This is a genomic window from Intestinimonas sp. UBA1698 (assembly GCF_002320075.1).
Lineage (GTDB): Bacteria > Bacillota > Clostridia > Oscillospirales > Oscillospiraceae > Intestinimonas > Intestinimonas massiliensis.
The window spans coordinates 32,146-56,689 of record NZ_DCJO01000030.1 but is presented as its reverse complement, the minus strand read 5'-3'; the positions used below and the strand labels follow the sequence as shown (position 1 = coordinate 56,689).

The following is a 24,544-nucleotide window of genomic DNA, read 5'->3' as shown; positions in this document are numbered from 1 at the left end:
ATTTGCCCTTCCGGCGCAAAGCAAGGCCGCACACCGACCTTTGAAATGCTGCGCTATGTCCGTTACCCGGGCAGTTGGCTCAAGAACGGCGCCCCCGCGGCACACGGGAGGTTCCGCTTAATGCTGCTCGGTTCCCCGCCTGACATGGTTCACGGGTTCCCGTTGCGCGGGACCGATCTATCATCACTACTTGCCTGGGGCAGACGACACAATGCAGTTCCGGGGGCCGGGGTTCATCCCTGCTGTAGCGGGTTGCAGGTACAGGGCACCGCTAACTCCCCGACTAGCGCGGCCTTGCTTTGCGCCGGGCCGGGCAGGCCCGGTATCAGCCGGTAGGAGTTATTGTACTACACTTATCCTAAATTATCAAGACGCTTTTGCTATTTGTGAAAAAGGGGCTTTACAAAAAGAGAAAATATGCTATAATAATATGGCGTTCGGTTCGTGCCGGGCGATTTTCATGGGCCTGTAGCGCAGTTGGGAGCGCGTTCGGTTCGCATCCGAGAGGTCGAGGGTTCGAATCCCTTCAGGTCCACCAAAAAAAGTCAGCAAACGATGGTTTGCTGACTTTTTTGCTATGACGCTCTGCTTTCCGGTTTACAGTGCCAAAAGATCGTCAATGACGTCCCACAAATGGATCACATCCAGCTCCATCCGGTTCCATTGTCTGACGCACCGTTCCGCCGTCCCCTCGTCCAAAAACACATCCGAGATCAAGGCTACCGTCTCCCTCTGTCCGCCGCACCTGCAGCAGGCCCGCACAGCGAACGCGGTATATTCCCCCACATCTGAGCGGCACAGCCGCTCCTGCTCTGCTTGATATTCAAACATACTATCCTCCTCATTCCGCTACTCCCATCGGGCAAGCAGCCCTTCTTTACCATCCCGGAAACATTGTAGCATATTCCGGTATCCGTGCCTCGACATGTCGAAAACGCATGGAAAACCGATGAATTCGTCAATCATCCAACTCCCGCCTCCGTCCAGAACGAAATACGCTTCTTTTTGATCCGTTCGAGCCGGTTATGGGATCGCTGCCAAGCAGTCTTTCCAAAGAAAGGATTCTGGAACATGCGTATTGCCATTTGCGACGACAGTTTTATCGACCGAGAATTGATCGCAGAGCTGATCCGCCACTATGCTTCGGCCCAGACCATTCCCTTCGATATCGTACCGTATGAAAAGGGAATGGACCTGCTGTACGACATCGAGGACGGCGCTTGGTTCGACGCCGTCCTTCTGGATATCTACCTGGGCGATATGCTGGGGCTTGCTCTGGCCCATCGGCTGCGGGAGTTCGGCTATGGTGGGAGCATCATCTTCCTCACGGTCGCGCCGGAGTTTGCGGTGGACAGCTACGACGTGGGGGCCGACGGCTATCTGCTCAAGCCGTACCACTACGAAAAGCTGTGCAGGGTCATGGACCGGATCACTCAGGTCCGAAGCGCCTGCGTCTATCAGATCCGGCAGCGCACCACGGTCTTTCACATCTCCTACGACGAGATCCTGTATGTCGAGAGCAGCAACTCCAGATGCATCCTGCACTGCTGCACCGGCGGGACCTACGTGATCTACAAGACCCTCAACGAGATCGAAGGCGAGCTGCGGGACCGGCGGTTCCTCCGGTGCCATCAGAGCTTTCTGGTCAACATGGACTACATCCGGCAGGCGGACAAGCAGTTTCTGCTGGTGACCGGGGACGTGGTCTACATCCGGCAGCGCGGCCTGAAGGCCATCCGTCAGGCCTATCTGGACTATGTGGCGTCCAGGCAGCGCCCCGATACCGTACCCTAACGCACAGCCCGCCCCCGCGCCATAGGCGCGGGGGCGGGCTGTCTTCATCGGTCTGTGTGCAACAGCGGGTGATCCAGGTGCAGCTCCGGCGGGCCGTCCGGCAGCGGCTCGGGGGCCGGAGGGAGCTCCCCCGTCTCCCGCCACTCCTCCGCCAGCAGCTCCCAGGCGCAGGCGATGTCGCCGGCGGGGTCCGCCTCCCTGGCCCGGGCCAACAGGCGGGTAAATGCCGGACCGGCAATGTGGCAGCGGTAGGCCCACGCCCGTGCCCGCAGGGTGGTCCCCGCTCCGCACAGCCACAGCGTGAGAGGCTGGTCAAACCACAGCCCGCGAACCAGCCCCCGGCCCAGCTCCGTCCGCTCCTGGGGCAGGCTCAGGGCCAGCGTCACGCCGTTCAGGCTGGTGAGAGAGGGGCACAAAAAGGCGTGCCGCTCCCCTGCCGCCGCCCCCGGGACCTGGAGCAGCCTGCGGCAGTCCGCCTTCTCCAGCCCGCCGGCGGCCGCCGCTGGGAGCGGGGTCTTTCCAGGCAGTCGCAGCATATCAATCCAACCTTTCCAGATCGCTGTCGGGGTGGTTCCCGCAGTGCTTGTAGTCGTCGTTGGTGGAGGTCAAACCGTAGTCCCGCCGGATCTCGTGGAGGCCCTTGGCCAGCCGGATATAGTAGTCCAGCGGCGGCAGGGGCCGGAACCCCAGCCGGGAGGCCTTGTGGGGGTGCCAGAGAACGCTGAGGTAGCTGACCCCGTGCCGGGCGAAGAATTCGCAGGCCTCAAAGTTGGATTTCAGGGCCTGGTCCACGGTGGCAAAGCCGTTTCGGGCGGCCAGCTCCACGCCGCCCACCACCTGGGTACACACCTGCCCTTTCCCGAAGATCTCCACCGCGTCCAGGGTCCGGCGGACCCACTCGGCGTGGCCCACCCATTTCTCCTTTCCCGGGCATAGCTCCTTAAAAATGGCCGCATCCCACACCTCGATGTTGGGACAGTAGGAGGTCACCCCGGTCTGATCGTAAATGCGCCGGAGCAGCGTCTTTGGATAGGCGGGAGCCATGAGCTGGCTGGAGAACCGGCCGGAGAAGTTCCGCCCGACGGCCTGGAGCACCCGGATGTAGCGCTCCGCCTCGGCCGCAAAGGGCGGGTCCCCGCTGAAATCCGTACCGCCGGAGAGGTAGATCTCCGAAAAGCGTCCGGGCTCCCGGATGGCCTCCCGCACGGTCTCGTAGATGTCCTGACCGTCCACCTCCCCCTGGCTGCGGCCGTCGGTGAAGAAGGCGCAGAAATGGCACTGGTCGCCTCCCTCCCACAGGCGGCACCGCTGGAAGGCGGTGAGAATCAGCTTCTGGGCCCGGACGTCGGCCAGCATCTCCATGGGGGTGCCCCGGCTGGTCTTTTTCCCAAAGAAGGCGGGCCGGGGCACGAAGTCCACCTCCTCCAGGGTCTCCTCCCCCTCCCGCAGCAGGAACACGCCGCTGTCCCGGTCGTAGTCGATCCGGTAGGGGTCGTCAAAGCGCTCCCCGTAGTTGATGTAGACAAAGGAGCCGTCCCGCAGCAGGATGGGGCCGGGCAGGGCCAGGGCGGGGGCTCGGCCCTCGAAGCGGATGCCGAAGGGCTCCGTCTGCCCGAAGGAATAGCGGGGGTCCTGAAGGCGCTCCAGCGCGCCCCGGCTCAGCTCCGCGCCGTAGCGCACCATGCTCAGCTTGAGCAGGGTGAAGGGGGACAGGTCGGGGTAGTCGGCGCAGGCCTGAGCCCACTCCCCCCGCTTGGCCGCAATCATGAACGCGTCTCCTTTCTCACAGCAGAATGAGTCCGGCGAGCAGCGCGCCGTTGAGTCCGAAGAGAAACAGGAAATCCACCGGGCGCAGCTCCACCCGAAACGCCACCGCCCGGGGGCTCCCGCTTTCAAAGCCCCGGGACTCCATGGCCATGGCCAGGCTCTCCGAACGCTCCAGGGCGTGGACCAGCATGGGGAACAGCCGTCTGGTGGAGCAGAGGCCCGCCTTGACACCCCGCACCTGTAGGGCCGCCCCCACGACGGCGTATTCCTCCTTGACCACCGGAAAGAAGTGGTAGGCTGCCAGGATGCCATAGGCAAACTTGGGCGGCAGGCGGAACTGCTGCATCAGGCTCATAATCAGCTCCATGGAGTCGGTGGTAAAGGCGAAGAGCATCCCCAGGCCGCCGAAGGCCAGCACCCGGGAGGCGAGCTGGGCGGCGGTGGTCAGGTTGGTGGCGTAGAGGGTCCGCTGGCCCAGCAGCGTTACCTCCACCCCCTCCTGCCCGCCGTTGGAGAAGAACAGGCCGGTGGTGAACATGCCGGCCGCCGTCAGAAAAAAAGGGATCAGGGCCAGCAGCAGGTTCCGCCGGCGGACACCGGGCGTACAGAAGGTGACCAGCAGCGCCAGCCCCGCCGTCAGCAGATTCAGCCGGGTGCGAAAGGTCACCGACAGCAGCAGGGAGGCCAAAATCAGCGTGAGCAGCTTATAGCCGGGATTCAGGCTTCGCATGACGGCATCCTCCTCTCGGCGGCATAGGCGTCCAGCTCCGCTGGGGCGAGAGTGGTCAGGCGTCCGTCCTCCAGCAGCAGGATCTGATTGGCGCAGGCCCGGGCCAGCGCCAGGTCGTGGGTGGCCAGCACGGCGGTGAGTCCCTCCGCCACCCGCCGCTCCAGCAGGTCCAGGATGAAGCGGGTGGACCGCTCGTCCTGGGCGTAGGTAGGCTCGTCCAGCAGCAGCAGGGACTGCTCCCCCGCCAGCATGGACAGCAGGGCCAGCCGCCGCTGCTGTCCCTGGCTCAGCTCATAGGGGGAGTGCTTCCGCCAGGGCAGCAGGCCGAACTCTCCCAGCAGGGCCTCGGCCTCCGCCGCCCGCGCTTCCTCCGCCGCCTGGGGCCGGGCGGCGCGCAGGGTGGTGAGGACCTCCTCCTCCACCGTCAGGGTGAGAAATTGGAAGCGGGGGTTCTGAAAGACCAGCCCGACCCGCCCAGCCACCCGGAGCCTTCCTCTGTGGCGGCCCACCCCGGCCAAGGCGGTGAGCAGAGTGGTTTTACCCGCCCCGTTGCGGCCGATAAGAGCGGTAACGCTCCCCTTCTCCAGCCGGAAGGAGAGGTGCTCCAGACAGGGCTTCTTTTCCCGGGCGTGAAACAGCGCCAGATCCTCCGCTTCCGCCGCCGTCTCCGGCGGCCGGGGCACCGCGGGCGGTCTCCGCCCGTTGAGCCAGCCGTCGTCCAGAAACAGGCCCCGGCGGGTGAGCGCCTCCCGGCGGGCCTCCAGCTCCGACGGAGGGAACGCCCCTGCATCCAGATTTCCTTTGTCCTCCATCAGCACCACACGGGTCAGGAAGCTCCGCCACCAGTCGGGCCGGTGGTCCACCACCAGCAGGGTCAGGCCCCGCCGGTTGAGCGCCTGGAGCTGGGCGGAGAGCTGGGCGCAGGAGGCCGGGTCCAGGTTGGCGAAGGGCTCGTCCAGGATGAGCAGCCTTGCGCCGGTGGCCAGCGCGGTGCACAGGGCCAGCTTCTGCTTGGTGCCGCCGGACAGGGTGCGAATGGGGGCTTGGGCCAGCTCCCTCAGGCCCGCCAGCTCCAGCAGCTCGTCCATCCGGGCCCGCAGGTCGCCGGGGTAGTTGATGTTCTCCAGGGCGAAGAGCACCTCATGGTCCACTCGGTCCATGCAGAACTGGTTGTCCGGATTCTGGAAGAGGATGGAGACCGTCCGTGCCCGGGCCGCCGGCCCATAGGACTCCAGCGGCCGTCCCGCCAGCCGGACCGTTCCCGCCAGCTCGCCGGCATACTCGGGGTAGAGCCCCGCCAGACAGTAGGCCAGGGTGGACTTGCCGCAGCCGGAGGGCCCCATCAGCAGCACCGTCTCTCCCTCCTCCACCGTCAGAGACAGGTTGGAAAAGATGGGAGCCGACTGCTTTCCATAGCGGAAGGTCAGTTCCCGGCCGACCAGCAGCGGCTCAGGCATGGGCCCGGCCCAGGGCGTAGCCCTTGAGCAGTCCGGTGCGGGCCAGCCCGTCGCCGATGGCCTTGCTGAGGACGCCGGAGAAAATCAGCGAGCTGACCAGCCGGATGAGGAACATCACCGCCAGCAGGGGAACGGCCAGCTTGCCGTAGCCGGAGCGGACAAAACTCCACAAAAAGCTGGTGATGCAGCAGCCAACCGAGGCCAGGCAAACCATCCTGCGGTCGAATTTCTTGTAGCCGCCCGCGGCAAAGACGATCTCGCCGCCGGCGCCCTGGATGATGCCGGCCACGATGACCATGGGGCCGTACATGTTGCCCAGCAGCACCTCAATGAGGGCGGCCAGCACCTCGGCCACGATGGCCGCGCCGGGCTTCTGGAGGATGTAGGCGGCCAGGGTGGAGGCCATGAACCACACGCCGAAGACGAGCTCGTTGGCCAGGGGGGCCAGGCCGACGGGGGTGAGCAGGGTGCTGAGGAAGGAGGCCAGATAGACCCCCGCCAGATAGACGACGCCGAAAACGATGCAGAGCATCGCCACCAGGATGATCTCCTGGAGCTTCCAGCCGTATTTCTCGTTCATGATGGATCTTCTCCTCTCGTTATTCCTGGGTGGGGCTGTTGACGGACAGGGTGAAATGCAGGATGTAGTGGGGGACGGTCTCCTCCATGCGGCGGCAGACCGCCTCCAGATAGTCGAACACCTGGTGGACGTCGCCGGAGATGCGGGTGGCATAGTGGATGGTGACGGGGGCCAGACCGGCGTCCTCCGCCATGCGCCAGACCTGGGCGATTTGGTCGATGTAGTCCCCCACCCCCATGGGGTACAGGGCCAGCTTGCACAGCACGGGAAAGTGCCGCTCCGCCGCCAGCGCCTGGTTGGGCGCTGGGCCCTGACGGTCCAGCAGGCTGTCCCCGTCGCAGTCGCCCGGGCAGCCCTTGGAGAACTGCCCCTCCAGCGCCATGTGGACGCCCGGCCGCCAGGCGTTGATAAACAGCCCCTTCACCGCGTCGGCCACGTAGGGCAGCCGTCCGCGGTAGACGGTGGACAGGGCGTCGGACTGGCTCCACACCGCCGAGGTGTCGGTCTTTTCCAGCGCCCCCAAAATGATGGAGACAAAATCGCTGTCCATGGGATAGAGGGAGAACCGGCAGCCGGAGATATCCAGCTTGGTGCCCCGCCCGGACCAGGGGAGGTCCTCCCGCTGGCAGCCGCAGCCTTCCTGTTGCATTGCACATCTTCCTTTCTTTCATCAGGCAAAAATAAAAAGAGTGCTTTTTCACGTGAAAAAGCACTCTTTTGGCCACAAACAAATCATGTCGTTCTGTTCGAATTGCTTCCCTACGCTGGTCTTAACCATCAGGTTCAAAGGGTCAGATTAATCTATCTCAACTCCGCATGGAGTCCCCCTAGAATTCTACTTTCCATATTCAGTTGTTGTTGTCAGTATAGTCAGTTCCCTTCCGCTTGTCAAGGAAAAGTTGTTTTCCCTCTCCTCCCCCTCCGTTCGGCAGGCATTCCCCTGTGCTCCTGGCCGTAATTTCGGCTGCCGCCCTTCAAAGGTTGCTTTTTTATGGAGCGATGCGTTACAATAAAGAGCGCAGGACCCCGCGCACTCCGGCACTGAGAGAGTGGAGCCGCCGTCCCACTGAGATCGTTCTCTTCCCCGTCGATAGGATCTTCTTCAACGGCGAGCCCAGCGGCATGGGCGGCGGCTTCCATGGCGAACACGTCTACGACTACTCCGCGGCCAAGGTGGACCGCATCTACTGCACCGGCTTCGGCTCTCCCTATGAGTACAGCCACGAGATGGGACACATGGTGGTCTCCACCGCTCGGATCGTCAATGGCTGGAGCGCCTCCTGCGGCCAGTGAGCCCCCTTTTCCGCCGGCTCCGGGTCCGAGGGCTTCGCCTCCAGCTATGCCATGGTCAGCCACCCCGAGGCCTTCGCGGAACCTGGGCCGACCTGTGGCATAACCGCGACCGGTTGGACGCCATGCTGACCACCGGCCGCTCCGAGGCCCCGCGCGAGAAGATCCGCTATCTCACCGACGTGCTAATCCGGCAGTACGGCGCAGCCACCTGGGAAAACCTCCCCTGGACCTACATGCTGGGGTAAGCCAAGCGCCTCAAAGCCGCGGCTTTGAGGCGCTTTTATCCCGAAAGTGAGGAACCGAATGACCTACGAGGAATTCAAATCCAGTTTCCATATCCAGCTCAACCCCCAGCAGGAGGCCGCCGTGCGGCAGGTGGACGGGCCCACCCTCCTGCTGGCCGTTCCGGGCAGCGGCAAGACCACCGTGCTGGTCACCCGACTGGGGTATATGCTCTACTGTCTGGGGATAGATCCGGGGCATATCCTCACCGTCACCTACACGGTAGCCGCCGCCGGGGACATGAAGCGCCGGTTTCGCTCCTTCTTCGGAGCGGAGTACGCCGAAGCCCTCCCGTTCCGCACCATCAACGGCGTCTGCCAGTCCATCATCCACCGCTACGCCCGGGTCAAGGGGACCGTCCCCTTCGAGTTGGAGAGCAGCGAGAGCCGCCTGTCCGCCCTGGTCCGGGAGCTGATGGCCGCCGGGGGCGATTACCCCACCGATCAGGACGTGAAGGAGGTCCGCACCCGGATTACCTACTGCAAGAACATGCTGCTCACCGATGAAGAGGTCCGGGAGATCAGGCTGGACGGAGTGGATTTTCCCGCCGTCTACTTCGCCTATCGGCAGCAGTTGGAGCGCAGCCGCCGCATGGACTACGACGACCAGATGGTCTTTGCCTGCCGCATCCTGCGCCGCTTCCCCGATCTGCTGGCCTACTACCAGACCCGCTTTCCCTACCTCTGCGTGGACGAGGCCCAGGACACTTCCAAGATCCAGCACAAGATTCTTCGCCTGCTGGCGGCCCGAAGCCGGAATCTGTTCCTGGTCGGCGACGAGGACCAGAGCATCTATGGCTTCCGGGCCGCCTGGCCCCAGGCCCTGCTGGAGTTCCAGACCGTCTACCCGGAGGTCAGGGTGCTTCTGATGGAGACCAACTACCGCTCCACCCGGTCCATCGTAGCAAAGGCGGACGCCTTCATCCAGCGCAACCAGAGCCGCCATGCCAAGCATATGACCACAGACAACCCCCAGGGGGAGCCCATTCGGGTGGTGGAGCTGGAGGATTACAGCCGTCAGTACCGCTATCTGCTCCGGCTCGCCCGGGAATGCAGCCGGTCCACCGCCATTCTCTACCGCAACAACGACAGCGCCCTGCCGCTGATCGATCTGCTGGAGCGGGAAGGGGTCCCCTACCGCTGCCGCCAGAGGGAGAGCTACTTTTTCTCCAGCCCGGTGGTGCGGGATCTGACCGACATGCTCCGCTTTGCCCTGGACGGCCGGGATGCGGAGCGCTTTCTCCGCTTCTACTACAAGTTGGACCTGCGCCTCAAGCGCAGGGTGCTTCAGGACGTGCTGGCCCGGTACGGCGGCGACGCGTCGGTACTGGATGTGCTGCTGGACAGCGGCCAGATCGAGCCCTGGCAGGCGGGCCGCCTGAGGGCCCTGCGGACCCACTTTTCCAAGCTGCCCGCGCTGGGCGGCTTCGCCGCGCTCCAGCGCATTGTCAAATACATGGGCTACGGAGACTACCTGTCCGCCAGGCACGCCGACGCCGCCCGGGTGAACATCCTGCTCTCCCTGGCTCGGCAGTCCTCCGGCATCCAGGGCCTGCTGGACCGGCTGGACGCGCTCCAGCGGGTGGTGGAGGGGCCGGAGCGCTACCCCGACTGCCCCCTTGTCCTGTCCACCATCCACTCCAGCAAGGGGCTGGAGTACGACCGGGTGGTCCTGATCGACGTGATGGACGGCGTCTTCCCCGCGGTGGACGCGCCGGAGGAGGAGGGCTCCCTCTCCCCCGAGGAGCGGGAGGCCCTGGAGGAGGAGCGGCGGCTGTTCTACGTCGGGGTCACCCGGGCCAAATACCAGTTTGAGCTGCTCACCTATTCCGCCCGGTTCGGAGAGCCAGCCCCGGGCTCCACCTTCGCGCGCCAGCTTTTGGGCTCCGTCCCGCCCGGAGACAGGGCCGTGCCCCGGCCGAAGCCTCTCCCTCCGCCCCGGAAGGCCCCGCCCTCCGCATCCTCCGTCGCGCTTTGGGAAAAGGATTACATCCCCGGGGCGGCGGTGGTCCACAGGCAATTTGGCCGCGGCATCCTCCTGGACAAAACGGGCAGCATCGCCTCCGTCTCCTTCCGGGAACACGGGACGAAAAAGCTGGACCTGACCGCCTGCCTGCGCAAGGGCCTGATCCGTCTGGAGCATCCGGTCTGAGGCCCGGTCCAGCGGACCGCCGCCGGATCCCGCCCGCCCAGAACGGAGCGTGGGGGGCGTAGCCATCGGTATTGGAATCTCCAAGGTAGACAATCCGTTTCTCCTTGTTTCAACATTCTGCCCAAAGGGGCACAAGGGAGGCTTCCCGCCATGACCTACTGGGTCTACATCCTCCGCTGCGCCGACGGCACCCTTTACACCGGCATCACCGACTGCCTGGAGCGACGCCTGGCGGCCCACAACAGCGGCAGGGGCGCCAAATACACCCGGGGCCGGGTCCCCGTGGCCCTGGTCTACCGGGAGGCCTGCCCCGACAAGTCCGCCGCCCTGCGCCGGGAGTATGCCCTCAAGCAGCTCTCCCGGCGTGGAAAGCTGGCCCTGATCGCCCGGGGCGGCGTTACTCCCCCCGCCCCGTGACCGTCATACGGTCCAGAGGCCCCCACAGGGCGGACAGGTGGTAGGGCTCGTCCCGGCTCCGCTCCAACTGCCGCCGGACCATCCGGCGCAGTCCCCAAGGGTCGCGGTCCGCGCCGGGGATATGGTATAAAACCACCCGCTCCGGCCGCAGTACCTCCCGCAGCAGGGCCCGGCCCCGGGGGCTCTGGTAAAACAGCGGATTGACCAGCACCGCATCCGGCCGGGCCCATCCCAGCTCCTGCCAGGTGGGTTCTCCCCGCTCCGGGTCGGCGTCCCCGGTCACCAAGACCCCCACGCCGGACAGCTCCGCCAGCAGGCAGAAGTGCGCCGTCTCGGCATATTGAGGCCCGATATGACCGCTGGAAACCCACGTGATCCGCACGCCAGGCAGCGGCTCCCACGCCCCCCGCACGCCGGTCATACGACGCACCGGCCCGGCCAGCGGTCCACCGTCCTCCGGCAGCAGAACTCCCCGGACCCGGTTCCGCGCCAGATAAGTCTCCGTCTCCCGCCGGCTGAAGTGATCGGGGTGCAGGTGGGTAAAGGCCAGCAGGTCCACCGGCGGCTCCCCCGCCAGCAGCCGGGCCTTCACCGGCTCCGGTACCGCCTGGAACTCCGTTCCCGCCGGGTCGTAGAGACCGTCGATCAGCAGCCGGGCCCCCGTTCCCTCCAGCAGAATCCCGGCGTTGGCCAACAGCGTTACCCGGATTTTTTCTCTCACGGAGTTCCCCTCCTTTTTCATCCTTTTACACCCGAAAAACCAAGTGTACCGCCCTTTCCGCATCAAAAAAGGCCCGGCGCTCCGCGGAGCGCCGGGCCTTTTTGTTCGAAACAGGTGGGACAGGATTACTCGTCGTCGTCCTCGTCCTCGCAGCCACAGCCGCAGCCGCACTCATCCTCATTGACCTCCAGCGCGAACTTCTCGTGGCAGTTGGGGCACTCGATGAAGCCGGCCTCCAACACGTCCTCGTCAATGCAGAGCTCCTCCTTGCAGTTGGGGCACTCCACCTCGAAGAAATCGTCGTCGTCGCAGCAGCAGTCGTCGTCATCTTCGTCGTCGTCCTCGTAGACGATCTCCTCCACGTCGGACAGGTCGTCGGAAATGGCGTCGATCTCCTCGCCCATGGCGGTGGCGTTCTCCTCCAGATCCTCGATGGACATGCCGACTTCCTCCAGGATGTCGATGATCACGGAGATCAGCTTGCCCTCCTTGGACTTCTCGGTGTCGATGTTCAGACCGTCGGACAGGCCCTTCAGATAGGCAACCTTCTCAGAAATAGTCATAGCAGAAATTCTCCTTTATTTGGCCAAAGGCCATACAATCGCGGCCGCGGGGGCGCGCTTACTTCTTGCAGCGCTCCAGGTACTCGCCGCTGCGGGTGTCGATCTTGATCCGGTCGCCGGGGTTGATGAACAGGGGCACCTTGATCTCGGTGCCCGTCTCCACGGTAGCGGGCTTGGTCACGTTGGTGGCGGTGTCGCCCTTGAAGCCGGGATCGGTCTCGGTGACCTCCAGCTCCACAAAGGTGGGGGGCTCCACGGCGAAGATGCTGCCCTTGTAGCTGTTGATCTTGCAGACCATGTTCTCCTTGACAAAGCGGAAGGAGTCGTCCAGGGTCTCCTTGGCGATGGGCACCAGGTCGTAGGTCTCAGGGTCCATAAAGTAGTACAGATCGCCGTCGTTGTAGCTGTACTCCATGTCCTTGCGCTCCACATAGGCGCTCTCGAACTTGGCGGTGGGGTTGAAAGAGGTCTCGGTCACGCCGCCGGTGATCACGTTCTTCATCTTGGTCCGAACGAAAGCGGCGCCCTTTCCGGGCTTTACATGCTGAAACTCGACGACCTGCATCACCTGGCCGTCCATCTCGAACGTCACACCGTTACGAAAATCACTGGCAGTAATCGTAGGCATTGGTATCCATCCTCCAAAGTAGAGTTGAAATTTAACTAAGCTATTTTACCCTATTCTTTCCCATTTTGCAAGGCTTTTTACAGAATTATCAGTTCCTTCGGGGATTTTGTGATATCGATACAGCCGTCGGCGGTGAGAATGGTCACATCCTCGATGCGCACGCCGAATCGTCCCGGCAGGTAGATGCCCGGCTCGGCGGAGACGGCGGCCCCCACCGGCATGATGGTCTCCTCCCGGGTGTTGGCGTTGGGGGACTCGTGGATCTCGATGCCCACGCTGTGGCCGTAGCCGTGGCCGAAATAGTCTCCGTAGCCCGCATCCTCAATGACCTTCCGGGCGGCGGCGTCGATGCTCTTGCCGGGCACGCCGGCCCGGGCGGCGGCGATCCCGGCGCGCTGGGCCTCCAGCACGATGTGGTAGACCTTCTTCATCTCCTCGGTGGGCTCGCCCACGGCGATGGTGCGGGTCATGTCGGAACAGTACCCCCCGTAGACGCAGCCGAAGTCCATGGTAAGGAAGCTGCCTGGCTCCACCACGGTGTCGCCGGGAATGCCGTGGGGCAGGCTTCCGTTGGCGCCGGTCACCACGATGGGCTCGAAGGACATGCGCTGGGCGCCGAAGCGCAGCATGTCGTACTCCAGTTTGGCGGCGATCTCCTTCTCCGTCATGCCGGGCCGGATGAATTTCAAGATCGCGTCAAAGGCCCGGTCGGTGATCTCCTGGGCCTGGACCATCCGGGCGATCTCCTCCTGGTCCTTGGCTGCCCGAAGCCCGTTCACCAGCTTCTGGGCCGGGACCAGCTCGGCGGTCAGGCTCTCCTTCCAGTCGTGGAAGGCCGCCACGGACATGTATTCCTCCTCGAAGCCCAGATTTTTGATGCCGCAGCGGTCGATGACCTCCTGGACCATGGCCTTGTAGTTGCGGTTCCGATCCGTCACGGCGACGGCCGCGCCGGCGACCTGCTTCTCGGCGGCCTCGATGTACCGGGAGTCGGTGAAGTAATAGGCCTCACCGGCGGCGACAAGGACGATGCCCTCCCCATGGAAGCCCACGGCATAGAACTCGCCGGGTGCGCTGGTGAGCATCATGGCGTCAACGCCGTATTCGGGCAGCTTGGCCGCGATCTGTTTCAGATGATTCATATCGTGTGATCTCCTTTCGATTTTAGAAACCCTTCATAAAGCTCTTTCATATGCAGCGCGTCCCTGGCCTGGGTTCCGGCGCTCTCACAGATGATGGTAGGGCTCCAGCCCCGGCGGGCCAGAGCCCGCATCAGGGGCTCCGGGTCCGGGCCGAAGTCCTTTTGGTCGAAGGTCAGGTGGACCTTCTCGCCGCCGTTGGGGGTAAAGGCGATCTTGGAGAAGTGGCTGTGGAACCGGGACGCCCGGTCCTCCCCCAGCGCGGAGGCGATGCGGTCCAGGATGCGCTCCGTGGCTTCCTCCCCCTCGTCCGCCCCCAGGGAGCGGGCATAGAGATGGCCGAAGTCCACGCAGGGCAGCAGCCGCTCATCCAGTTGGCATAATTCCAATACCTCATCCAGATCCCCAAGCTGGTTGATCTTGCCCATGGTCTCGGGGCATAGGGTGAGGTGTCCGTAGCCCTCCCCATCGCAGGCCCGGAGGACCTCCCGCAGGGAGGGGATGGCGGTGTCCAGGGCCTCCCGCCGGGCACGCTTCATCAGGGCCCCGGTATGAACGGTAATGCGCCCGGCCCCCATCCAGTCGGCGGCCCGGCAGGCGGCCAGGATATAACCGGTGGTCTTTTTCCGGCTGTCCGGATCGGGGTTGGCCAGGTTGATGAAATAAGGGGCGTGGAGGGACAGCCGGATTCCGTGTTCCCGCGCGGCCGTCCCCACCGCCCGTGCGGTCTCTTCCCCCACGTTGACGCCCTTGCCGCACTGGTACTCGAAGGCGTCCAGGCCCAGCGAGGCCAGCCAGGCCGGGGCCTGGACCGAGCTCTTGCCTGGGAAATCGTCCGGCAGCCCCGCAGGGCCGAACCATACGCTCATCGGCTCCTCCTTTTCCCCAGAGCCCGGAAGGGCTGCTCCACGGCGTAGCGCAGGTAGCGCCCCGGATTGCCCGCCAACTGGATGGGCTCCACCAGTAGGGCCAGGATTCCCATCCGCCTGGCCCCCAGGATATCGGTAAAGATCTGGTCTCCCACCATGGCGGTCTGACCGGCGGTCCGGCCCATGCGGGCCATGGCCTGCTCAAACCCCGCGGTCCTTGGCTTGCCCGCGTGTCCCAGATAGGGGATGTCCAGCCGTTTGGCATAACGCCCGGGGCGGTCCGGCTTCCGGCTGTTGGACAGCAGGAACAACTCCACCCCCGCCGTCCGCAGTCCCTCCCTCCAGGCCAGCACCTCCGGAGCGGGGTCCCCGGGTCCGTACCGGACCAGCGTGTTGTCCAGGTCGGCCAGCAGCAGCGTGATCCCCCGCGCGGTCAGCCATTCCGGCCTGATCTCCGCCACAGAGGAAAAGACCCGGTCCGGTATCAGTGAAAATCCCATGGATACACCTCATGTTTTCTATCTTGTCCGCATAGAGTGCATTATATCAGTTTCAGGAAAAATGGACAAGGGGGATGACCCATATGCTTTCAAAAACCAACCTGCTTCTGGCCGTACCGCCCACCGAGATGATGGCGGCGCAGGGCTTTGGCCTCACGCTGGCCCATATGGCCTACCGGGTAGGGGGCGGTCCGCACCTGTTCCGGGCCAATCTGCCCGTTCCGGTCCGGGGCGGCGTGATGCTCATCGACGACGCCGGCTTTGACGGCCGGGGAGACCCTGCGCCCTTCTGCCAGGAGGTGGTGCGGGAGTGCGCCGCCCGGGGCTATACCGGGGTGATCTGCGATTTTGACCGGCACCTGCCCCTGCTGGGGCAGGTGATCGCCGGGCTCTCCCCGCTGCTGGCCAAGCGGGGCTGGCCCCTCTACGTCCCGGAGCCGTATGGCCGTTACTCCGCCACGGCCAAGGTGCTCATCCCCACCGCCCTGTCCGGCGGCTCCCTCCAGGTGCGGCTTCAGGAGGCCGTCCAGCAGTACGGCGCGGCACGGGTAGCCCTGGCGGTGGAGCGGTCCGCCGAGGACTTTTTTCTCCCCTCCCCCAATGGACAGGGCATCCGCCTCACCCAGGAAGAGCTCCAACAGCGCATCCAGGAGCGGGAACCCGTCATCTTTTTCTCCAACGAGCTGTGCGCTCACTACTTCACCTATATGAACCGTCAGAACGGAGCCCACTTCATTCTTTTCGACGACGCCGCCTCCATCCGGAAGAAGCTCCACACCGCCCGGAGCCTGGACATCGCCGATGCGCTTCTGCTCTATCCGGAGGTTTCCGATCTTTTATCGGAAATTTTGAGATAATTTACCCTTGCCATCCCGCCTTCGCTCTGCTATACTGAGCAATCTGAGAGAAGGAGGAATATCCCATGGAATTTCAGTTGGACACCTGGCTGGAGCTGTTTACCCACCGGCTTCTGGATACTTTTCCCGGCCGTGTGATCTTTTTGGGCATCCAGGGCAGCCGAGGCCGGGGTGAAAGCAAACCGGACAGCGATATCGACATGGTGGTGGTGCTGGACCAGGTGGGTCTGGAGGACCTGCGGGCCTATCGGGAGCTTCTGCGGACCCTGCCCCACGGCGGGCTGACCTGCGGCTTTTTCTGCGGCCGGGAGGAGCTGCTCCACTGGCCCCGGTATGATCTGCTGCAGCTCGTGCTGGACACCAAGCCGCTGTACGGCGGACTGGAGAATCTGCTTCCCGCCTTTTCCCCCGCCGATACGGCGGCGGCGGTACACATTGGGGCGGCCAATCTGTACCACGCCGCCTGCCACTGCTACCTCCACGAGGATGACCCGGCAGGGTGTCTGGCCTCTCTGGCCAAGTCCGCCTTTTTCCTGCTGCGGCTGGACCACTACCGCCGCTCCGGCTGCTACGCCGCCACCATGGCCGAGCTCAAGCGCCTCTACCCCGAGACCGGACTGGATGACTCGGACTGCGACGCCTGCTACCAGGCGCTGATCCGGTGGACCTCCTCCCTGATGGGGGCCGTGCCCGAGGCATGAACCGGCGGCTCCGCCGGCCGGATGACAAAAGCCCAGCGCCGAAAGGCGCTGGGCTTTAAATCTCAATAGAACTTCTTCCGATTCTTGCGGGCGGCCTCAGACTTCTTGCGACGCTTGACACTGGGACTCTCATAGTGCTCGCGCTTACGCACCTCAGCCAGAACACCGGACTTGGCACAGCTACGCTTGAATCGCTTCAGCGCGCTCTCCAGAGACTCGTTCTCTCTGACATGAACTTCCGACATTGTTGTTTCCCCTCCCTCCGAAGTGGCGGGGAATCCCGTCACGAAAGGGCCATTCTTATGGCTTTAACAGTATTATTATATGCAATTCAAGAGGTCTTGTCAAGAGGACTTTTATTTCTTCGGCTTCACGATCAGGTTGACCAGCTTATTCTTGACCAGGATGACCTTGACGATGTCCATGCCCTCGGTGAACTTCTGGACCTTGGGGTCCTTCAGAGCCTCGGCCACCACGGCGTCCTGTTCGCTGTCCAGGGGCACGGTGACGGTGCCGCGGAGCTTGCCGCCCACCTGAACGGCCATTTGCACCTCAGCATCCACGGTCTTGCTCGCGTCGTAGGCGGGCCAGGACTGCTGGCAGGCCATACCGCCGGTCTCGCCGGCGAAGCCCAGGCTCTCCCACAGCTCCTCCACCGCGTGGGGGGCGAAGGGAGACAGCATCAGCAGCAGAGCCTGGTAGTCCCCGCGAGAGCAGCCGTTGGCGTAGAAGTCGTTGACCAAAGCCATCAGCGCGGCGATGGCGGTGTTGAATTTCATGGCCTCGATGTCCTCGGATACCTTCTTGATGGCCTTGTGGATGGCGGATTCGTTGGCCTTGGAATAGCCCTTTTCCCCGGCGAGCTGCTCGGACAGGTTCCACACCCGGTCCAGGAAACGCTTGCAGCCCTTCACCGCCTTGGCAGACCAGGCGGCAGCCTTCTCAAAGTCGCCGATGAACATGATATACAGCCGCATGGTGTCAGCGCCGAACTCGGCCACCACGTCGTTGGGGTTGACCACGTTGCCCCGGGACTTGGACATCTTCTCGCCACCCTCGCCTAGGATCATGCCGTGGCTGGTCCGCTTCTTGTAGGGCTCCTTGGTGGGCACCACGCCGAGGTCGTAGAGGAATTTGTGCCAGAACCGGCTGTAGAGCAGGTGCAGGGTGGTATGCTCCATGCCGCCGTTGTACCAGTCCACTGGGGACCAGTAATCCAGCGCCTCCCTGGAGGCCAGAGCCTCCTGGTTGTGGGGGTCCATATACCGCAGGAAATACCAGGAGGAGCCCGCCCACTGGGGCATGGTGTCGGTCTCCCGCCGGGCGGGGCCGCCGCAGTGGGGGCAGGTGGTCTCCACCCAGTCGGTCATGTGGGCCAGAGGGGACTCGCCGTTGTCGGTGGGCTCGTAGCTCTTCACGTCGGGCAGCAGCAGGGGGAGCTGCTCCTCCGGCAGGGGCACCCAGCCGCACTGGTCGCACCACACCATGGGGATGGGCTCGCCCCAGTAGCGCTGGCGGGAGAACACCCAGTCCCGGAGCTTATAGTTCACCTGTTCGTGGCCGATGCCCTGCTCGGTAAGCCACTTGGTGATGGTGGGGATGGCCTGCTTGACGGTCAGGCCGTCCAGGAAGCCAGAGTTAACCATAATGCCGGTGTCGTCCTTGAGGGTAAAGGCCTCTTCCTGAACGTTGCCGCCCTGGACCACCTCAACAATGGGCAGGCCGAACTTTTTGGCGAACGCCCAGTCCCGGGTATCGTGGGCGGGCACAGCCATGATGGCGCCGGTACCGTAGGAGGCCAGGACGTAGTCGGAGATAAAAATGGGGATCTCCTTGCCGTTGACCGGGTTGACGGCCCGGACGCCCTGGAGCTCCACGCCGGTCTTTTCCTTGTCGGCGGCCAGCTCGGTGCGCTCGAAGTCGGATTTGCGGGCTGCGGCGGCCACATACGCCTGCACCTCGTCCAGATTGGTGAGCTGACCGGCCCACTTGGCCACATAGGCGTGTTCGGGCGAGATGACCATATAGGTTGCGCCGAAGAGGGTGTCAGGCCGGGTGGTAAAGACCACGATGTCGTCCCCGGTGGTAGCCCGGAAGGTGACCTCCGCGCCGGTGGAGCGGCCGATCCAGTTCTTCTGCTGGATCTTCACCCGCTCGATGAAGTCCAGATCGTCCAGGTCGTCGATGAGCCGCTGGGCGTACTCGGTGATCTTGAGCATCCACTGGCTCTTCTCCTTGCGGACCACGGGGGCGCCGCAGCGCTCGCAGACTCCCTCCACCACCTCTTCGTTGGCCAGCACGCACTTGCAGGAGGTGCACCAGTTCACGGGCATGGTGGTCTTGTAGGCCAGCCCCTTTTGATAGAGCTGAAGGAAGATCCACTGGGTCCACTTGTAATACTCTGGGTCGGTGGTGTTGATGACCCGGTCCCAGTCGAAGGAATAGCCCAACATCTGGAGCTGCTTGGTGAAGTTGGCGATGTTGTCGTAGGTCACCTGGGCGGGATGGATGTGGTTTTTGATGGCGTAGTTCTCGGTGGGCAGCCCGAATGCGTCATAGCCCATGGGGAACAGCACGTTATAGCCGTCCATCCGCTTCTTCCGCGCTACCACGTCCATGGCGGTGTAGGGCCGGGCGTGGCCCACGTGCAGGCCCTGCCCGGAGGGATAGGGAAACTCCACCAAGCCGTAAAATTTGGGCTTGTCCCCACCGTTGGCCGCGGCAAAGGTCTTTTCTTCCCGCCACTTTTTCTGCCACTTGGGCTCGATGCTGGCAAAATCGTACTTCATCGTTTGCACTTCCTTATCGTTCGGCGTCCGGCGGGACCCTTCCCACCTTCGCAACACATTCCGTGCTATTATACTCGAAATGGGCTGATATTGCAAGCATTTCACCGGAGTAAGGCGGGGCAGGCCGCACTTTTCCCTTGACAGCGCCGCCGACCGGGTATAATATAAAACATATTTAAAACATGTTTTATATGAGGTGAGCATATGGCACAGCAGAGCACCCGAGAAAAACTTCTTCAGGCGGCCAGGCGGCTGCTGGAGGAGGGCGTCCCGCCCGATGAGCTGACCACCCGGAGGCTGACCGCCGAAGCGGGCGTCAATCTATCCATGATCAACTACTGCTTCCATTCCAAGGACGCCCTGCTCAAGGCGGCCGTGGATGAGATCGTGGCGGCGGAGTTCCGCCGTCACGCCGGAGAGGCCCCCCCAGGCAGCACCCCTCGGCAACAGCTCCGCGCCCGCCTCCTGCCCGTCTGCCTGGCCATGCTCAAATACCGCGCTTTGACCCAGGCCTCCATCCCCTACCTTCTGCTGGAAGAACCCATCTCGCTTCCCCTGGATATTCTGCCCGACCTCCGGGCCCATTTCGGCCCCGCCAAATCGGAAGAGGCCTGCCGGCTGGCCGCCTTCGGCCTGGTTTATACCATGCAGCTCGCCTTTTACCGCGGAGAGGAATTTCAGCGGTATTACGGGCCTGAAATCTACAGCGACGCTGGCGCAGCCGCCTTTTTGGACGCTCAGCTCGATCTGTTTCTGGGAGGTGAGTAGATGACGGTTTTTCTCCGGCTTCTGGGTGGGCTCTCCCTGTTCCTGCTGACCTGTATGCTGATCTGCGGGCTGTGGGTGCGCTTCCACCCACAGCAGGACATGGGGTTTCACTTCCTGCTGGGTCTGGCCGCTGTGGGATCCGCCATGGTCGCCATCACCCTTTTCCTCTTTGCCAAGAGCTGATGCGGGAGCCTTCCCCACAAAAAAGACCGCGGCGGGTGCCGCGGTCTTTTTTTTGCGCAAACGTAACGCAAAAACGGCCATGCCGCCCGCAAAGCGGGCAGCGGCATAAAGCTTTATTTCAGTCGGGCTTTCGGACCTCGCTCAGGTCCAGCTCTGCGGCGTCCCGCCACAGGCGCTCCAGATCGTAGAACTTCCGGGCCTCGTCGTTGAAGATGTGGACCACCACCGAGGAGAAGTCCAGCAGGACCCAGGTGCCCCCCCGGTGCCCCTCGATGTGGTGGGGAAGCTCTCCCGCCTCCTTCATCACCTTCTCACACTCGTCCCCCAACGCCTTAATCTGGGTGCTGGAGGTAGCGGTACAGAGCACGAAATAGTCGGCCAGCGTGGTCAGGGCGCTGGTCTCCAGAACCTTGATGTCCTGACCCTTCTTGTCGTCCAGGGCCTTGGCAATGGTCAGGGCCATATCCTTCGGATTCATCATAGACAGCTCTCCTTATCCTTTTTCCAGTGTGGCAGGTCAGTAGATGGGGATGCCCTCCGGCGGCTGCTCCCCGCCGCTTCCAGCGGAGCCGGTCTCCACCGGCGTCGGAACGGGCGGCAGGACGCCGGGGCGCTCCGACGGCGTCGGAGATGGCTCCGGGCTGACGCTCTCCGCCGGCGGCTGCGAGGGGCTCACGCCGGGCGAAACAGTGCTGCCGGGGCCGCCGGGGCCGCCCGACGGACTCTGGGAGGGGGCGGCGCTCTCCGACGGGACCGGGGAGGGCTCCACCGTGCCGGTCTCCTGGGGCTCCACGCTCTCGACCGGCTCCACAGCGGGGCTGGAGGCGGGCTTGGAGGGCTTGGAGGGCTTGACCGGGGCTCTGGCCGCCTTGGCGTCCTCTACCACGCCGGTAGTGGAGGACAGGCTCCCGTTGGAATTGACCGACATGATGTCCAGGTGCTCGGTGGTCAGCTCCTCCAGGAAGGGGTTGAAATACTCGTTGACCACCCCGATGACCTCGTCGGCATAGGGCAGCACATAGGACTGATTGTTCTGGTAGGTGCGGCTCCAGGCGTAGCCGTTATAGTCGCCGGGCATGGTGACAAAGGTCACGTTGTCCATGCTCAGTCCGCCCAGAATGGCCTTTTCCCCGAAATACAGCAGATTGTTGACGGTCAGATCGGTCTGCACGTTGTCCAGGAACACCCCCACCAGGCGGGTGATGGTCCCGATGTCGGTGATGCTGGACAGGCACTTCTGGATGACGGTTTTCAGGAAGGCCTGCTGGGTGGCGATGCGGCCGATGTCGCCGTCGGCATAGCCCACGGACAGGTCGTTGTTGTGGCGGAAGCGGATGAGCTGCATGGCCTTGTCCCCGTCCAGATGCTGGTAGCCCTTCTGCAGGTCGATGTTCAGGTTTTGGGTGGGGTCGTAGTAGCGCATGCGCATGGGCACCTCGAAGTCCACACCGCCAATAGCGTCTACCAGTTCGCCCACGCCCGCCCATTCGATGACCACCTCGAAGTCGGGCCGGAAGCCCACCAATTGGCTGACCTCCTTGTAGAGGGCATCGATGCCGTCCTCCCCGCCGCCGTAATAGTTGTAGACGGCATTGATCCGCTTGATGTCATAGGGGATGTTCACCATGGTGTCCCGGGGGATGCTCATGACGGACAGCTTCTGGTTGGGCACGTCGTAGGACACCAGCATGATGGTGTCGGTATTACCGCCGCCGCCCGTGTCCCGGCCCACCACCAGGAAGGTGAAGAAGTCCTCCTTGCGATCACCGTCGTCGCCCTTCACGTGGTTGGGCGCCTGGGTCACATCTTCCGTGGCGCCGGGTGCGGCCGGGTCCTTTTCCGTCCTGCCGCCCACGGTGGGCTTCACCACCAGGATGTTATACAGCACAAAGAGCGCTACAATGACGGCGGAGACGGCCGTCAGGGCAACATAGACCCGGTGCAGGATCAACTCCCGTCCGGTCCGCTGGACCTTGGGCCGCTTTTCCCGCTTCTCCGACTTCATCAGCCGGTCTCCGCCTCTTTTTTTCTGTGGCTTGGCGCCGTTTTCGTCGCTCATGGATTACGTCCTTTCAGCCAGTCTCTGGCCTGGAGGGTATTGGTATGCACCGGCACGCCCCGCTCCTCCATATCCTCGATGGTGAGCCGGCAGCCCAGCAGCAGCGCCTGGTCCAGGTCCTCATAGGCCAGACGGCGCAATTCCTTCAACCCTGGGAACTCCTCGCGGGAGGGCTCGATGTAGTCGGCCAGGTACAGCACCTTTTCCAGCAGGGTCATATCCGCCTTTCCGGTGGTGTGCCAGTAGATGGCGTCGCACACCTCGTCCGGCGCCCCATAGACATGGCGGGCGATGGCCGCGCCGGTCTTGGAATGCAGCAGCTTGACCGCCTTTTGCTCCAAATCATCCAATACGATACCATATTCGTCACACAATTTCAACTGCTCCGCCAGGTCCAGGTACTTGGTGCAGTCGTGGAGAATGCCCGCCCGGCGGGCCGCTTCCGCGTCCGCCCCCCAGCGCAGGGCCAGCCGGACGGCCTCCTCCTCGCAGCCCCGGATGTGGGGGATGCGCTTGGCCTTGACCATCGACCAGGAACAGCGGCGCAGGTCCTCGTCATCCAGATGCCGGAGGTCGGCCTTCACCCCGTAGAGGCCCCGGCGCAGGATGGAGCCGTATACCTGGCACCAAAGCAGGTCCCGGACTTCAGCCCGGTCCTCTCTCAGCCGGGAGCGCAGGAAGGTGGAGGACACCTCAGTGACCCGCGGCAGACGGAGAAGGGTCGCCTGAGCGCCGTAGCTGTCCCGCAGGAAGGCCGCCTGCCGCTCCATCGCCTCCATACTGTCCGACTCCGCCCGGGCGAAGGCGGCCACCCGGGCCTGGGCCAGGATGCGCCCGGGCTGGTGCCAGGTCTGCAGGGTCAGGAACATATCGGTGCCCATCAGCAGCCACAGCTCATCGTCTGGATATCTTTCCCGAAGCTGGTCCAGGGTATCCGCCGTATAGCTTTTTCCCTGCCGGTGCAGCTCCGTGGAGTCGGCCTGGGCACAGCCGGGCCGCCCGGTCAGGAGGGTCAGCCCGTCGGCCATCTGTTCCGCCATGGCCAGCCGGTCTCCGGCGGCGGCAGCCTCCGGCGGCAGGACCTTGTGGGGCGGCACAGCCGCCGGAATAAACAGCATCCGGTCCAGTCCCAGGAGATCCATGGCCGCCCGGGCCGCCTCGAGATGCCCCATGTGGGGCGGGTCAAACGTTCCGCCATAGACGCCGATCTTCATAGCGAACACTCCCTCTTCCTCACTGCCCTCCCGTGCGGAGGTATTATTCCGGACGCCTTTTGTCCTTGACCAGCACGATTTTGTCCTTTTTCTCCTTGTTGTGGCTTTCGCGGTACAGGACGAACTTCGTCCCGATGACCTGGACTACCTCGGCCCGGGCGGCCCGGGCCAGCGCGTCGGCGGCCTCCCGGGCGGTGAGCATGGAGTTCTCCAGCACCCGGCACTTGATGAGCTCCCTGGCCTCCAGGGCGTCGCTGGCCTGCTTGACCAGGTTGTCCCCGAGGCCGTCCTTTCCAATGTGGACGATGGGGTCCAGGGAATTGGCCATTCCCCGGAGCTGGGCCCTCTGCTTGCTTGTCAGTTCCATATATACTCCTTATATTCTGTTTGATTGCTCTTTCTGCCCGGCCAGATAGGCCGACAGCTTCTCCTGGAAGAGCTGGAGCGCCCGTCCCCGGTGGGAGATGGCGTTTTTCTCCTCCGCCGTGAGCTGGGCAAAGGTCTTTTTTTTCTCCGGTACGAAGAAGATGGGGTCATAGCCGAAGCCATTCTCCCCCTGAGGGGCGTAGGCCAGGGTGCCGGGGCACTCCCCCCGGGCGGTCACGATGTCGCCGGAGGGCATACATAGCGTGATGGCCGAGACGAACCGGCACTTCCGGTCCAGCACCCCGCGCATGTTCTCCAGCAGGAGTCGGTACCGGCCCGCATCGTCCAGGCCGGGTCCGCCGTACCGGGCGGAGTAGACGCCCGGAGCCCCGTTGAGGGCGTCCACCATCAGGCCCGAGTCGTCGGCGATGGCGGGCAGGCCGGAGGCCTCCATAACGGCCCTGGCCTTGAGCAGGGAGTTTTCTTCAAAGGTGGTCCCGGTCTCCTCCACCTCCACATCCACCCCCGCCGCGGATTCCAGAATCACTTCCACGCCCTGGGCGGAGAGGATGTCCTGCAGCTCCTGGAGCTTGTGGGCGTTTTTGCTGGCGAGTACGACTTTCATTCCGGTCAACCTCCCAACGCGGCCTTCTGGATGGACTGGACCTCCCGGATGCCTTTGGCGCACAGGTCCACCAGCCGCCGCTGCTCGTCGA

Annotated in this window: 29 protein-coding genes, 1 tRNA gene, 1 other RNA gene and 1 riboswitch; of the genes, 10 read left to right on the top strand and 21 right to left on the bottom strand. The window is 63.7% G+C overall.

All coding sequences use genetic code 11. From position 1 onward, the window contains the following. Positions 1-26: 26 nt before the first annotated feature. Positions 27-292: signal recognition particle sRNA large type (gene ffs / locus B3H64_RS06070), an RNA gene on the bottom strand. A 170-nt stretch (positions 293-462) separates the two neighbouring features. Here ffs and B3H64_RS06065 point away from each other — a divergent pair. After that, positions 463-538 (top strand) — tRNA-Ala (locus tag B3H64_RS06065). Between the two features lie 59 nt (positions 539-597). Here the strand turns inward: B3H64_RS06065 and B3H64_RS06060 are convergent. Further along, positions 598-831 carry a hypothetical protein gene (locus tag B3H64_RS06060; protein WP_050618091.1) on the bottom strand — a complete coding sequence of 78 codons (234 nt, stop codon included), beginning with the start codon at positions 829-831 and terminating at the stop codon, positions 598-600. A 240-nt stretch (positions 832-1,071) separates the two neighbouring features. Here B3H64_RS06060 and B3H64_RS06055 point away from each other — a divergent pair, with 240 nt between their 5' ends. Next, positions 1,072-1,794, top strand: a complete 723-nt coding sequence (locus B3H64_RS06055) for a LytR/AlgR family response regulator transcription factor (RefSeq protein ID WP_286733778.1) — start codon at positions 1,072-1,074, stop codon at positions 1,792-1,794. Between the two features lie 44 nt (positions 1,795-1,838). Here the strand turns inward: B3H64_RS06055 and B3H64_RS06050 are convergent, their stop codons facing one another. From B3H64_RS06050 to B3H64_RS06025, 6 genes are read right to left on the bottom strand one after another with little or no spacing between them, the layout of a single operon-like run. After that, positions 1,839-2,330 (bottom strand): hypothetical protein, encoded by a 492-nt coding sequence (locus B3H64_RS06050; RefSeq protein WP_050618089.1) that lies wholly within the window; start codon positions 2,328-2,330, stop codon positions 1,839-1,841. 1 nt (position 2,331) lies between these two features. After that, entirely contained in the window at positions 2,332-3,561 is a 1,230-nt protein-coding gene (locus tag B3H64_RS06045; RefSeq protein ID WP_050618088.1) for a radical SAM protein, read from the bottom strand. A 16-nt stretch (positions 3,562-3,577) separates the two neighbouring features. Next, positions 3,578-4,291 (bottom strand): energy-coupling factor transporter transmembrane component T family protein, encoded by a 714-nt coding sequence (locus B3H64_RS06040; protein ID WP_050618087.1) that lies wholly within the window; start codon positions 4,289-4,291, stop codon positions 3,578-3,580. Then, positions 4,279-5,748, bottom strand: coding sequence for an ABC transporter ATP-binding protein (locus B3H64_RS06035; protein WP_050618086.1), 1,470 nt, complete (start codon positions 5,746-5,748; stop codon positions 4,279-4,281). The genes B3H64_RS06040 and B3H64_RS06035 overlap by 13 nt, the downstream gene beginning before the upstream one ends. Then, positions 5,741-6,328 carry an ECF transporter S component gene (locus tag B3H64_RS06030; protein WP_050618085.1) on the bottom strand — a complete coding sequence of 196 codons (588 nt, stop codon included), beginning with the start codon at positions 6,326-6,328 and terminating at the stop codon, positions 5,741-5,743. The genes B3H64_RS06035 and B3H64_RS06030 overlap by 8 nt, the downstream gene beginning before the upstream one ends. A 19-nt stretch (positions 6,329-6,347) precedes the next feature. Then, entirely contained in the window at positions 6,348-6,977 is a 630-nt protein-coding gene (locus tag B3H64_RS06025; RefSeq protein ID WP_094762401.1) for a YkoF family thiamine/hydroxymethylpyrimidine-binding protein, read from the bottom strand. Between the two features lie 90 nt (positions 6,978-7,067). Further along, positions 7,068-7,167: riboswitch (TPP riboswitch) on the bottom strand. 160 nt (positions 7,168-7,327) lie between these two features. Between B3H64_RS06025 and B3H64_RS06020 the strand changes: the two genes are divergently transcribed. The 4 genes from B3H64_RS06020 (at position 7,328) to B3H64_RS06005 (ending at position 10,471) form a co-directional block, all read left to right on the top strand. Continuing rightward, positions 7,328-7,621 (top strand): hypothetical protein, encoded by a 294-nt coding sequence (locus B3H64_RS06020; protein WP_154666652.1) that lies wholly within the window; start codon positions 7,328-7,330, stop codon positions 7,619-7,621. A 122-nt stretch (positions 7,622-7,743) separates the two neighbouring features. Further along, a complete protein-coding gene (locus B3H64_RS06015) occupies positions 7,744-7,866 on the top strand; it encodes a hypothetical protein (RefSeq protein WP_278320006.1) in 123 nt (40 codons plus the stop codon). Positions 7,867-7,924: 58 nt separating this feature from the next. Then, positions 7,925-10,054, top strand: coding sequence for an ATP-dependent helicase (locus tag B3H64_RS06010; RefSeq protein ID WP_286733768.1), 2,130 nt, complete (start codon positions 7,925-7,927; stop codon positions 10,052-10,054). 150 nt (positions 10,055-10,204) lie between these two features. Further along, complete coding sequence (locus B3H64_RS06005; protein WP_286733767.1) at positions 10,205-10,471, top strand: GIY-YIG nuclease family protein; 267 nt, start codon at positions 10,205-10,207, stop codon at positions 10,469-10,471. Here the strand turns inward: B3H64_RS06005 and B3H64_RS06000 are convergent. From B3H64_RS06000 to B3H64_RS05975, 6 genes are all read right to left on the bottom strand, one after another. After that, positions 10,452-11,192, bottom strand: coding sequence for an MBL fold metallo-hydrolase (locus tag B3H64_RS06000; RefSeq protein ID WP_286733765.1), 741 nt, complete (start codon positions 11,190-11,192; stop codon positions 10,452-10,454). The genes B3H64_RS06005 and B3H64_RS06000 overlap by 20 nt on opposite strands. A gap of 125 nt (positions 11,193-11,317) precedes the next feature. Then, the gene (locus tag B3H64_RS05995; protein ID WP_050618081.1) at positions 11,318-11,755 is read right to left on the bottom strand and encodes a CD1247 N-terminal domain-containing protein; all 438 of its coding nucleotides are present in this window, start codon (positions 11,753-11,755) and stop codon (positions 11,318-11,320) included. Positions 11,756-11,813: 58 nt separating this feature from the next. Further along, positions 11,814-12,383: an elongation factor P gene (gene efp, locus B3H64_RS05990; RefSeq protein ID WP_050618080.1), complete on the bottom strand. Its 570-nt coding sequence runs from the start codon at positions 12,381-12,383 to the stop codon at positions 11,814-11,816. 77 nt (positions 12,384-12,460) lie between these two features. Beyond that, on the bottom strand, positions 12,461-13,525 hold the full coding sequence (locus B3H64_RS05985) for a M24 family metallopeptidase (RefSeq protein WP_286733761.1): 1,065 nt from the start codon (positions 13,523-13,525) through the stop codon (positions 12,461-12,463). Further along, positions 13,522-14,391, bottom strand: coding sequence for a TIM barrel protein (locus tag B3H64_RS05980; RefSeq protein WP_286733758.1), 870 nt, complete (start codon positions 14,389-14,391; stop codon positions 13,522-13,524). The genes B3H64_RS05985 and B3H64_RS05980 overlap by 4 nt, the downstream gene beginning before the upstream one ends. After that, the gene (locus tag B3H64_RS05975; protein ID WP_238072660.1) at positions 14,388-14,891 is read right to left on the bottom strand and encodes a YqeG family HAD IIIA-type phosphatase; all 504 of its coding nucleotides are present in this window, start codon (positions 14,889-14,891) and stop codon (positions 14,388-14,390) included. The genes B3H64_RS05980 and B3H64_RS05975 overlap by 4 nt, the downstream gene beginning before the upstream one ends. An 83-nt stretch (positions 14,892-14,974) precedes the next feature. Here B3H64_RS05975 and B3H64_RS05970 point away from each other — a divergent pair, with 83 nt between their 5' ends. Beyond that, positions 14,975-15,748, top strand: a complete 774-nt coding sequence (locus B3H64_RS05970; RefSeq protein WP_238072661.1) for a hypothetical protein — start codon at positions 14,975-14,977, stop codon at positions 15,746-15,748. A gap of 65 nt (positions 15,749-15,813) precedes the next feature. Further along, entirely contained in the window at positions 15,814-16,449 is a 636-nt protein-coding gene (locus B3H64_RS05965) for a nucleotidyltransferase domain-containing protein (RefSeq protein WP_278894846.1), read from the top strand. Positions 16,450-16,511: 62 nt separating this feature from the next. Here the strand turns inward: B3H64_RS05965 and rpsU are convergent, their stop codons facing one another. Beyond that, the gene (gene rpsU, locus B3H64_RS05960; protein WP_050618074.1) at positions 16,512-16,694 is read right to left on the bottom strand and encodes a 30S ribosomal protein S21; all 183 of its coding nucleotides are present in this window, start codon (positions 16,692-16,694) and stop codon (positions 16,512-16,514) included. A 111-nt stretch (positions 16,695-16,805) separates the two neighbouring features. Then, entirely contained in the window at positions 16,806-19,238 is a 2,433-nt protein-coding gene (gene leuS, locus B3H64_RS05955) for a leucine--tRNA ligase (protein ID WP_286733740.1), read from the bottom strand. A gap of 204 nt (positions 19,239-19,442) precedes the next feature. On the opposite strand from leuS, the gene B3H64_RS05950 reads away from it, so the two are divergent. Next, positions 19,443-20,006, top strand: a complete 564-nt coding sequence (locus B3H64_RS05950; RefSeq protein WP_286733739.1) for a TetR/AcrR family transcriptional regulator — start codon at positions 19,443-19,445, stop codon at positions 20,004-20,006. After that, positions 20,007-20,189 (top strand): hypothetical protein, encoded by a 183-nt coding sequence (locus tag B3H64_RS05945; protein ID WP_278894850.1) that lies wholly within the window; start codon positions 20,007-20,009, stop codon positions 20,187-20,189. Positions 20,190-20,307: 118 nt separating this feature from the next. Here B3H64_RS05945 and rsfS read toward each other — a convergent pair whose 3' ends face one another. Genes rsfS through B3H64_RS05920 form a run of 5 tightly spaced genes read right to left on the bottom strand, consistent with a single transcriptional unit; the run spans position 20,308 to position 24,453 of the window. Beyond that, positions 20,308-20,667 carry a ribosome silencing factor gene (gene rsfS, locus B3H64_RS05940; RefSeq protein WP_286733865.1) on the bottom strand — a complete coding sequence of 120 codons (360 nt, stop codon included), beginning with the start codon at positions 20,665-20,667 and terminating at the stop codon, positions 20,308-20,310. Positions 20,668-20,706: 39 nt separating this feature from the next. Further along, positions 20,707-22,248 carry an LCP family protein gene (locus B3H64_RS05935; protein ID WP_286733735.1) on the bottom strand — a complete coding sequence of 514 codons (1,542 nt, stop codon included), beginning with the start codon at positions 22,246-22,248 and terminating at the stop codon, positions 20,707-20,709. Further along, the gene (gene yqeK / locus B3H64_RS05930) at positions 22,245-23,462 is read right to left on the bottom strand and encodes a bis(5'-nucleosyl)-tetraphosphatase (symmetrical) YqeK (RefSeq protein WP_286733733.1); all 1,218 of its coding nucleotides are present in this window, start codon (positions 23,460-23,462) and stop codon (positions 22,245-22,247) included. Before yqeK ends, B3H64_RS05935 begins: the two co-directional genes overlap by 4 nt. Positions 23,463-23,505: 43 nt before the next feature. After that, a complete protein-coding gene (gene yhbY, locus B3H64_RS05925; RefSeq protein WP_050618067.1) occupies positions 23,506-23,829 on the bottom strand; it encodes a ribosome assembly RNA-binding protein YhbY in 324 nt (107 codons plus the stop codon). 9 nt (positions 23,830-23,838) lie between these two features. Further along, positions 23,839-24,453, bottom strand: coding sequence for an XTP/dITP diphosphatase (locus B3H64_RS05920; RefSeq protein WP_286733730.1), 615 nt, complete (start codon positions 24,451-24,453; stop codon positions 23,839-23,841). Between the last annotated feature and the right edge of the window lie 91 nt (positions 24,454-24,544).

Excerpts from the sequence above, each read along its gene's own strand:
- B3H64_RS06060 (WP_050618091.1), bottom strand. The coding sequence starts at position 831 with ATGTTTGAATATCAAGCAGAGCAGGAGCGGCTGTGCCGCTCAGATGTG.
- B3H64_RS06055 (WP_286733778.1), top strand. The coding sequence starts at position 1,072 with ATGCGTATTGCCATTTGCGACGACAGTTTTATCGACCGAGAATTGATC.
- B3H64_RS06050 (WP_050618089.1), bottom strand. The coding sequence starts at position 2,330 with ATGCTGCGACTGCCTGGAAAGACCCCGCTCCCAGCGGCGGCCGCCGGC.
- B3H64_RS06045 (WP_050618088.1), bottom strand. The coding sequence starts at position 3,561 with ATGATTGCGGCCAAGCGGGGGGAGTGGGCTCAGGCCTGCGCCGACTAC.
- B3H64_RS06040 (WP_050618087.1), bottom strand. The coding sequence starts at position 4,291 with ATGCGAAGCCTGAATCCCGGCTATAAGCTGCTCACGCTGATTTTGGCC.
- B3H64_RS06035 (WP_050618086.1), bottom strand. The coding sequence starts at position 5,748 with ATGCCTGAGCCGCTGCTGGTCGGCCGGGAACTGACCTTCCGCTATGGA.
- B3H64_RS06030 (WP_050618085.1), bottom strand. The coding sequence starts at position 6,328 with ATGAACGAGAAATACGGCTGGAAGCTCCAGGAGATCATCCTGGTGGCG.
- B3H64_RS06025 (WP_094762401.1), bottom strand. The coding sequence starts at position 6,977 with ATGCAACAGGAAGGCTGCGGCTGCCAGCGGGAGGACCTCCCCTGGTCC.
- B3H64_RS06020 (WP_154666652.1), top strand. The coding sequence starts at position 7,328 with ATGCGTTACAATAAAGAGCGCAGGACCCCGCGCACTCCGGCACTGAGA.
- B3H64_RS06015 (WP_278320006.1), top strand. The coding sequence starts at position 7,744 with ATGCTGACCACCGGCCGCTCCGAGGCCCCGCGCGAGAAGATCCGCTAT.
- B3H64_RS06010 (WP_286733768.1), top strand. The coding sequence starts at position 7,925 with ATGACCTACGAGGAATTCAAATCCAGTTTCCATATCCAGCTCAACCCC.
- B3H64_RS06005 (WP_286733767.1), top strand. The coding sequence starts at position 10,205 with ATGACCTACTGGGTCTACATCCTCCGCTGCGCCGACGGCACCCTTTAC.
- B3H64_RS05995 (WP_050618081.1), bottom strand. The coding sequence starts at position 11,755 with ATGACTATTTCTGAGAAGGTTGCCTATCTGAAGGGCCTGTCCGACGGT.
- efp (WP_050618080.1), bottom strand. The coding sequence starts at position 12,383 with ATGCCTACGATTACTGCCAGTGATTTTCGTAACGGTGTGACGTTCGAG.
- B3H64_RS05985 (WP_286733761.1), bottom strand. The coding sequence starts at position 13,525 with ATGAATCATCTGAAACAGATCGCGGCCAAGCTGCCCGAATACGGCGTT.
- B3H64_RS05980 (WP_286733758.1), bottom strand. The coding sequence starts at position 14,391 with ATGAGCGTATGGTTCGGCCCTGCGGGGCTGCCGGACGATTTCCCAGGC.
- B3H64_RS05975 (WP_238072660.1), bottom strand. The coding sequence starts at position 14,891 with ATGGGATTTTCACTGATACCGGACCGGGTCTTTTCCTCTGTGGCGGAG.
- B3H64_RS05970 (WP_238072661.1), top strand. The coding sequence starts at position 14,975 with ATGCTTTCAAAAACCAACCTGCTTCTGGCCGTACCGCCCACCGAGATG.
- B3H64_RS05965 (WP_278894846.1), top strand. The coding sequence starts at position 15,814 with ATGGAATTTCAGTTGGACACCTGGCTGGAGCTGTTTACCCACCGGCTT.
- rpsU (WP_050618074.1), bottom strand. The coding sequence starts at position 16,694 with ATGTCGGAAGTTCATGTCAGAGAGAACGAGTCTCTGGAGAGCGCGCTG.
- leuS (WP_286733740.1), bottom strand. The coding sequence starts at position 19,238 with ATGAAGTACGATTTTGCCAGCATCGAGCCCAAGTGGCAGAAAAAGTGG.
- B3H64_RS05950 (WP_286733739.1), top strand. The coding sequence starts at position 19,443 with ATGGCACAGCAGAGCACCCGAGAAAAACTTCTTCAGGCGGCCAGGCGG.
- B3H64_RS05945 (WP_278894850.1), top strand. The coding sequence starts at position 20,007 with ATGACGGTTTTTCTCCGGCTTCTGGGTGGGCTCTCCCTGTTCCTGCTG.
- rsfS (WP_286733865.1), bottom strand. The coding sequence starts at position 20,667 with ATGAATCCGAAGGATATGGCCCTGACCATTGCCAAGGCCCTGGACGAC.
- B3H64_RS05935 (WP_286733735.1), bottom strand. The coding sequence starts at position 22,248 with ATGAGCGACGAAAACGGCGCCAAGCCACAGAAAAAAAGAGGCGGAGAC.
- yqeK (WP_286733733.1), bottom strand. The coding sequence starts at position 23,462 with ATGAAGATCGGCGTCTATGGCGGAACGTTTGACCCGCCCCACATGGGG.
- yhbY (WP_050618067.1), bottom strand. The coding sequence starts at position 23,829 with ATGGAACTGACAAGCAAGCAGAGGGCCCAGCTCCGGGGAATGGCCAAT.
- B3H64_RS05920 (WP_286733730.1), bottom strand. The coding sequence starts at position 24,453 with ATGAAAGTCGTACTCGCCAGCAAAAACGCCCACAAGCTCCAGGAGCTG.